This is a genomic window from Leuconostoc palmae (genome assembly GCF_019656075.1).
Taxonomy (GTDB): Bacteria; Bacillota; Bacilli; order Lactobacillales; family Lactobacillaceae; genus Leuconostoc; species Leuconostoc palmae.
The window spans coordinates 20,579-27,462 of sequence record NZ_BPKZ01000013.1; the positions used below are offsets into that span (position 1 = coordinate 20,579).

Below are 6,884 nucleotides of genomic sequence, written 5' to 3' on the forward strand. Positions count from 1 at the left end.
ATGTTCTCCTTGATTTTTATTTGATGTTACATAAATAATTTTAACATAGTTAATGATAATCTAGCAAACTTAAAATGAGGAAAATCATATTTTAATATACCTTAAAATCTAATATTTTGACAATGTAGGTTTTTTTATGTTAGGATGTAAAAATTTTATTTTAAGGAAAAAAATATGAAAATTACAAAACGGCTCGCAATACATACAGGCTTTGGAATGACTTCTATGGCTTTACCATTTTTATTTGGTGGCTTCTTACAAAATAAATGGCTAGCAGTAATGGGATGCTTTGGCGCTCTAATTTTAATGTACTACGTTCCTGTTAATAAACACGTTTCAATGTCGCAATTATTACTCATTGATATAATTTGTATAGTGAGTTTTCCGTTAAGTGCATTAGTAGCTACTAACACTTTACTAGCCATACTGTGGATAGGCGTTGTAGCATTTTGTGTCCAGTATATACTATCTAACAATTTTCTTATTGGACCACAAGCTTTTTTCATTTTAATGATTAATGGCATGTTAGCCAGTTTAACTCATCTTGACTTTAATATGCGCTTTTCACTGGTTGGTTACGCTATTATGGGTATCTTCATTGCCTCATTGTTAGCTATATTAGAAAATACCATTTTTGAAAAATATCCCTTAACTTTAAAAGGTATAGAGTTACATCCAAGTAATTTAAAGCCTTTCTTTTATTCTATAAATTATGCTTTATTTGGCGCAATTGCTTATGCTATTGGGTATAATTTGCACCTAAACAACTACTACTGGGTTTTGGTTTCTGCCATTACAGTGCTTCAATCTGAAAATATAACAATTGCTAGACATAGACAATTTCATTATATCGTCGCCGGAATTATTGGTTGTATTTTTGCACTAGTGATTTATGTTTTTATTCATTTAACCTTTTTATTGGCACTATTATCTATTATTATGATGGGATTAATTTGTTTGACGATGCCATCCAGTTATTTAATTGGTAATCTATTTACAACACCAATCGCTCTAATTTTGTTCAAACTGGTTCGTCCTGAACTCGGGACAAACTTAATATTAACAAGAATAATAGCTATTCTACTTGGCACGACTATTGGTGTAATTGGTGTACTTTGTTTTGATACAATCATCAAAAGTAAGTTGATGAAAAAAAGCATGTCTAAGACATACTTTTTAAAATTCTTGATATGATGCTGGATCCTGATCATTTGATCGTCCATCATCTTTAGTTAATTGATCAATTTTACACATGTCTTCAGTTGATATTGAAAAATCAAAAATATCCTTGTTTCCAACTTGCCGGTTATAACTCACGGATTTTGGAATTGGTACAACACCTGATTGAACTTCCCAACGAAGAATAATCTGTCCAACATTTTTTTTGTACTTTTTACTCAATTCAATGAGTACAGGATCCTGTAACAAGTGACTTGCACGTCCCAAAGGACTCCATGCTTGTGTTACAATATTATGTTTTGAATTATAGTTAATCATGTCTTTTTGATTAAAATACGGATGAAGTTCAATTTGGTTTACTACGGGTAACACACCTGTTTCTTTTTCCAAACGTTCTAAATGTTCAGGCAAAAAGTTACATACTCCAATAGATTTAACTAAACCAAAATTTTTCATTTGGATAAGCGTTTCCCACGCCTCAACATAGTGATCATCAATTGGGTTTGGCCAATGTAAAAGATATAAATCAAAATAGTCTAATTGACTTCTAAACAGTGATTCTTGAATTAAATCAATTGATGCTTTTGTATCAGCATAATACTTACCAGGTAATTTAGATTGAATAAACAATTCTTGACGGTTAATACCAGAATTTTTAATACCACGTCCAACTGTACCTTCGTTTTGATAATTATAAGCAGTATCAAGCAAGCGATACCCCACTTCAATAGCCGATGCGACTGCTTGGGCACCCGAAGAACCATTTAATTTGTAGGTGCCAAAACCAATACTAGGTAACTTTTGACCATCATGTAATGCAATAAAAGACATAAAGTTAACCTCCTAATTATTAGATACTTGTTGTTAAGATAATAGTATACTTTTAAAAGTTATAATTCAAACATTACCGTTTTATTCTCCCCTCAGTTAATGTCATATCAATAATCGTCATGAATGCCCAAGTAACTTTTATAAATCCCTGACTCAATTTGATAGGTGTTGCCCTATCATCAATAATTATTCCTAAGACATAACATAAGTCTTTCTCCTAAATAAAAAAATGCCTAAAAAGGCATTTAGAACACGTGACTACCTTAATACCAGAAATCGTTTAGCATTCTTATTCTGTACAAACAGTTCACGTATCAATCAAAAGTCACTACTGTAGGATTGATTTGAAATGACTCAATTAGTGCAGATAACACAGTGAGTTTAACCACAACTTTATCATGAAAATTATCTGATAATTCTTTTATTTCGGGATGTTGTTGAATTTCTGCCTTTAAATTGAAAGGTAGGATTATTTCTGCATGAACATTGTTGGAGCTGATCCGTATTCCCGTTTCACGGTGATACCATGTTGAAAAACAAACATTTGCATGCTCTCTTATATCTTCAATACGCTTACTTTTTGAATCTGTCACAACATAAAATCCATTTATTTTGTCGTGTGATTGTTTAACCGTGACAATACTAGTTGTTCCATTTCCATATGTAGACAGAACAATAATATTTTCTAAGTTTGCCCAGGCATTCTGAAATAAATCAGTTGTATCTACTATGTTCCGCTTAAATTTCTTTCTTTGTTTTAAAATAGTTAATACTGTTAAAGGTATCGTTAAGAAAACATAGCCTATGATTGTGAGTGCAGCGGCTTGAGCAATAAAACCACGAATATTGAACAAACTGACAATGAACAACGATAAAAAGATAGCAACTAAAAACATAATAAATAATTGTATGAACCGTTTTAAATACATGATTATTCTCCTAAGCAAAAGTATATCATTTTTACTCATGCGACGTTTTTTGAAAAGAAAGCGTAAAATATATTGTGAATGTCACATTCTAAGGAACTATTCTTCATGAAAAAAATTTATTATGTCACAATAATGATACTATCTTTTATTTCTATAACATTAGCTTTGCTGGATATCTCTAATATTATTAATCTTAACAAAACGCCCTATTTCTACATCGATAAAGGCATTTTAGTATTCTTTTGGATTGATTATCTCACACGTTTAATACAATCTAAAAACAAGAAAAAATTTTTTGTTACTAATCTATTTGATTTACTGGCAATTATTCCGTTTGACGCTATGTTTTATTTGTTTAGAACATTCCGTGTTATTAGACTATTAAAATTATTAAGATTAATCAGAGTTGTTGGTTTTACAGGCAAAGTACAAAAAATAATTAAACGTTTTTTTAATACCAATGGTTTCATCTATCTTGTGATTGCGACAGTTGTTTTGATATTAACTGGGGCAGAAATATATTCAGTGGCAGAAAATAGCCATTATTTAGATTCTCTATGGTGATATTTCACCTCATACAGCTGTCGGTAACTTAATTGCAGTTATTCTAATGATCTTAGGTATCGGATTAATTGGTAGTGTGACCAGTACCGTAACTGCTTTCTTTCTCGAAGAAAAAAATAGTCGAGAAACGCTTGAACTCAAACAAGAATTAGTCGATATCCAAAAAGAGTTACATATGTTACGAAAACTAATAGAAAATCGTGAATAATTTATTCGTCTCACATGTTCTGACGTAGATTTGATCTTTGATGAAGATGAAAATGAAGTGTATGATATTAGTCAGAGAGGTAATCATGAAAACTCAAAAATTTATCATTTATTTAAGTTGGACTGCAACTATTATGTCTATTCTTATGTATGTATCCTATATTCCTCAAATTGCTGATAACTTATCCGGAGTAAAAGGCAATCCCATCCAACCTTTAGTTGCCTCAATTAATTGTGGTTTATGGGTAACCTATGGCTTGATTAAAGAACACCGTGATTGGCCATTGGCTGCGGCAAATCTCCCAGGAATTGTTTTTGGATTAATAACATTCATAACTGCTATTTAATGTTTAATATTAAAAACAGCCCATATTACTATGCGCTGTTTTTATTTATAAAGATAATTGGTAGGCATACCGTTCAGTTTCGTCGTTACTTTCATCAACGTGAACAATACCTTTTTTGACGAAACCATTACTTTTAATGACTGACTGCATCACCTTATTTTTAGGATGTGTATCTATACGGATATCTCGACCATTTTGGCTAAAAATGTAGGTAATAATTGCAGTTAAAAATTTACCCGACAGATTCTGTCCTCTATACTCATCTGATATTGCAATACGATGTATGGCAAAGTAATTAAAGTCTGGATTATCCCAGTTGCCTTCAACAATATGAGTATAGCCACTATCTTCACCATAAACTAATGCCACATATCCAGCTACTTTTTTGTCAATAGTAAGTACAAAACCCACCCCATCATCAATGTCTTTGCTAATGGTATTTTCATTTGGGTACCCTGCTTGCCATTGATTAATCTGTTGCAATTTTAAAAATTGCTTACCATTGTTAATAATGGTAAGTACACTGTCTAAATCCTTAGGTCGTGCCTGCCTCATGAAAGTTAACGCCATATCATCATCGGTCAGCGAATTGCTAACATCTCCTTCATAAAATGAATATTACTTTATTTTATATGATGCGTACGTATTGTCAATCATAATTTTTAAATTAAAACAGGCATTATCTTATTGCTAAGATAATGCCTGTTTTAGAATTATGCGTTAATTTGTTGCGCGTAAAAATGAATAATATTCATATACTGCAAGAATTACCAACAAAGCTAATCCGATAAATACTGAACTTGATATTGTAATAACAGCCACAACTGTCAAGCCAATGGCTGATGTTGTGAATATAAGTGAAAATTTTTGTAACTTAGTCAGTTTTTGAGTATCTCCTTGGAAAGAAACACCAGTCATGATTGTTCCAACCAAAATCATTAAACCAAAAAGTACGTGTAATGCGACCATATTATATCTCCTTTAATAATAGTATAACATCTAAAATTTGAAATTTTAATACCGTTTCTAATCCATTTTTATTGTCTTGAACTTAACCATTAATCATAGCAGGGGGAACTTATTTAACTTAAATAACGATAAAATTTTGTGAATATCTAATTGACATAAAAATACTCCTATGTTTTTATTCGCAAAACTGAATAAAATAGTCCTTTTTAGCATAAGCGGGCCTTTAAACGACCTTGCTTGTCTGGTATGATTAATTTATGGCGATTTTCTCACTCTTAATACCTTCTTAAAGGCATCTATCACTTATAACCGTATAAAAGAATTATGTACACAAAAAATTTAATCGATCAAGGGTTAAGCAATATATAAATTCTTTACGTGGTACTTTTGCTAAGTATAAGAGGGATGACAAAAAGCATGTTGAGTTAATCGTGTCTTTTGAGGGTAAAGAGCTATCAGAAGACTATAAGCAAGCCATTATCGCAATGTTAAAAACTATGCGAGAGGGCAAACAATAAATGTATGAATACCTAGACTACAGTTCGCCTCTCGAATACTTTGATGATGTCATTGTGAAATACAACATTAAACGTTCAACTTATAACCGAATAAATGTCGTTGAAGTTCATGGGCATGAATATGATCCAGACGTTGCATCCCCTTTTGACAATACAATCATCATTAACCCCAACTTTAAGACCAAGTTCTCACTGCCTTTTAGGAAGTTTCACGAACTACAACACATTTTGAATGGCGAACAACACAAAACTTATGCGTTCTCGCCTTTGGCCAGAAATCATGCTTAAATTAGCGCCAATGCTTATGCGTTTAAAATGTTAGCTAACTTTTACTTTGATGAGAACACAGACAGATACAGTAAGCTTTATGATTTCATGGCGTACTTTGGTATACCTATGTCGCTCGAGAACGCTGTACTGAAAAACATATAAACAAGGGTATGCATGGGAGGTTGATTAAATATGAAAATAAATAAAAGATTTTGGAAGTTACGGATAGCAGTAATTATTGCTGTTTTTGCGTTGCTAATTGCTGAAAACACAATGCAATTAAATCAACAAATAGTCGGACTCGTTCAAGGCGTTATACTTCCACTTATTATAGCTCCTCTTGCTATTGAGAGTTACCAAGATAAGAAGTGGTGGCTGTTTGCATTTTCTACTGTACTAACCGTGATCACTATATTAACTCTAGCTCAGAACATCTATCGTTTTTACATGTTATCACATTAATTAAGCCACCTACTATCAGTAAGTGACTTAAAACAAAAACATAACTGCTTATTTTAACAAGGGATCCGACTCTGTGGTACGCTTCCCTGTTTAAACTATGGGGCGGGGATGACTAACAGCAAATACCACGTGCAGAACCACGTTAAAAGCATTAGGGAGAAAACAATGAATTTAATAATCACAATTCTAAGTATTCTTGTAGCCATAGAATTTTTCTACATTATGTATTTAGAGACATTCGCCACAACATCATCTAACACCGGCAGAGTCTTCAATATGACATCAGATGAATTACAAAACAAGAATGTCCAAACTTTATTTAAAAATCAGGGAATTTATAACGGACTAATTGCCGTAGCTATCTTATATACCCTATTTTTCACATCTAATCATAACAACAACTTACTCGCTATCATGGTATACATCATTCTTGTTGGTTTGTATGGTAGTTTCTCATCAGGTGATAAATTAATTGTTTTGAAACAAGCTGGACTAGCAATTATCGTGGCTATTTTATTATTGATAGCATAAGCACTCACAGAGTGCGTACATACTACGTGCGGAACCACGTTAAAAGCATTATTGGGGATGGAATATGAAGACGCAAC

Annotated in this window: 11 protein-coding genes; 7 read left to right on the forward strand and 4 right to left on the reverse strand. The window is 32.3% G+C overall.

All coding sequences use genetic code 11. The annotated features are described in order from the left end of the window. Positions 1-174: 174 nt before the first annotated feature. The gene (locus K5Q12_RS06550) at positions 175-1,194 is read left to right on the forward strand and encodes an FUSC family protein (RefSeq protein WP_220742935.1); all 1,020 of its coding nucleotides are present in this window, start codon (positions 175-177) and stop codon (positions 1,192-1,194) included. Here the strand turns inward: K5Q12_RS06550 and K5Q12_RS06555 are convergent. Both K5Q12_RS06555 and K5Q12_RS06560 read right to left on the reverse strand, forming a co-directional pair. Further along, on the reverse strand, positions 1,177-2,010 hold the full coding sequence (locus K5Q12_RS06555; RefSeq protein ID WP_220742937.1) for an aldo/keto reductase: 834 nt from the start codon (positions 2,008-2,010) through the stop codon (positions 1,177-1,179). The two genes, K5Q12_RS06550 and K5Q12_RS06555, sit on opposite strands and share 18 nt — an antisense overlap. 314 nt (positions 2,011-2,324) lie before the next feature. Continuing rightward, positions 2,325-2,939, reverse strand: a complete 615-nt coding sequence (locus K5Q12_RS06560; RefSeq protein ID WP_220742940.1) for a pyridoxamine 5'-phosphate oxidase family protein — start codon at positions 2,937-2,939, stop codon at positions 2,325-2,327. A gap of 105 nt (positions 2,940-3,044) precedes the next feature. On the opposite strand from K5Q12_RS06560, the gene K5Q12_RS06565 reads away from it, so the two are divergent. The 3 genes from K5Q12_RS06565 to K5Q12_RS06570 all read left to right on the forward strand — a co-directional run bounded on the left by K5Q12_RS06565 (position 3,045) and on the right by K5Q12_RS06570 (position 4,057). Continuing rightward, positions 3,045-3,503: an ion transporter gene (locus K5Q12_RS06565; protein WP_246570518.1), complete on the forward strand. Its 459-nt coding sequence runs from the start codon at positions 3,045-3,047 to the stop codon at positions 3,501-3,503. A 40-nt stretch (positions 3,504-3,543) separates the two neighbouring features. After that, a complete protein-coding gene (locus K5Q12_RS07170) occupies positions 3,544-3,711 on the forward strand; it encodes a hypothetical protein (protein WP_246570522.1) in 168 nt (55 codons plus the stop codon). A gap of 85 nt (positions 3,712-3,796) precedes the next feature. Further along, positions 3,797-4,057: a SemiSWEET family transporter gene (locus K5Q12_RS06570; RefSeq protein WP_220742942.1), complete on the forward strand. Its 261-nt coding sequence runs from the start codon at positions 3,797-3,799 to the stop codon at positions 4,055-4,057. Positions 4,058-4,102: 45 nt separating this feature from the next. Here K5Q12_RS06570 and K5Q12_RS06575 read toward each other — a convergent pair whose 3' ends face one another. Continuing rightward, positions 4,103-4,612, reverse strand: coding sequence for a GNAT family N-acetyltransferase (locus tag K5Q12_RS06575; RefSeq protein WP_220742944.1), 510 nt, complete (start codon positions 4,610-4,612; stop codon positions 4,103-4,105). Positions 4,613-4,777: 165 nt separating this feature from the next. Then, complete coding sequence (locus K5Q12_RS06580) at positions 4,778-5,026, reverse strand: hypothetical protein (protein ID WP_220742945.1); 249 nt, start codon at positions 5,024-5,026, stop codon at positions 4,778-4,780. A 518-nt stretch (positions 5,027-5,544) separates the two neighbouring features. Here K5Q12_RS06580 and K5Q12_RS06585 point away from each other — a divergent pair. The 3 genes from K5Q12_RS06585 to K5Q12_RS06595 all read left to right on the forward strand — a co-directional run bounded on the left by K5Q12_RS06585 (position 5,545) and on the right by K5Q12_RS06595 (position 6,807). Further along, positions 5,545-5,832: a hypothetical protein gene (locus K5Q12_RS06585; protein ID WP_246570520.1), complete on the forward strand. Its 288-nt coding sequence runs from the start codon at positions 5,545-5,547 to the stop codon at positions 5,830-5,832. Positions 5,833-6,006: 174 nt separating this feature from the next. Further along, positions 6,007-6,276 carry a hypothetical protein gene (locus K5Q12_RS06590; protein WP_220742948.1) on the forward strand — a complete coding sequence of 90 codons (270 nt, stop codon included), beginning with the start codon at positions 6,007-6,009 and terminating at the stop codon, positions 6,274-6,276. Between the two features lie 165 nt (positions 6,277-6,441). Then, on the forward strand, positions 6,442-6,807 hold the full coding sequence (locus K5Q12_RS06595; protein WP_220742950.1) for a DUF1304 domain-containing protein: 366 nt from the start codon (positions 6,442-6,444) through the stop codon (positions 6,805-6,807). Positions 6,808-6,884 lie beyond the last annotated feature (77 nt).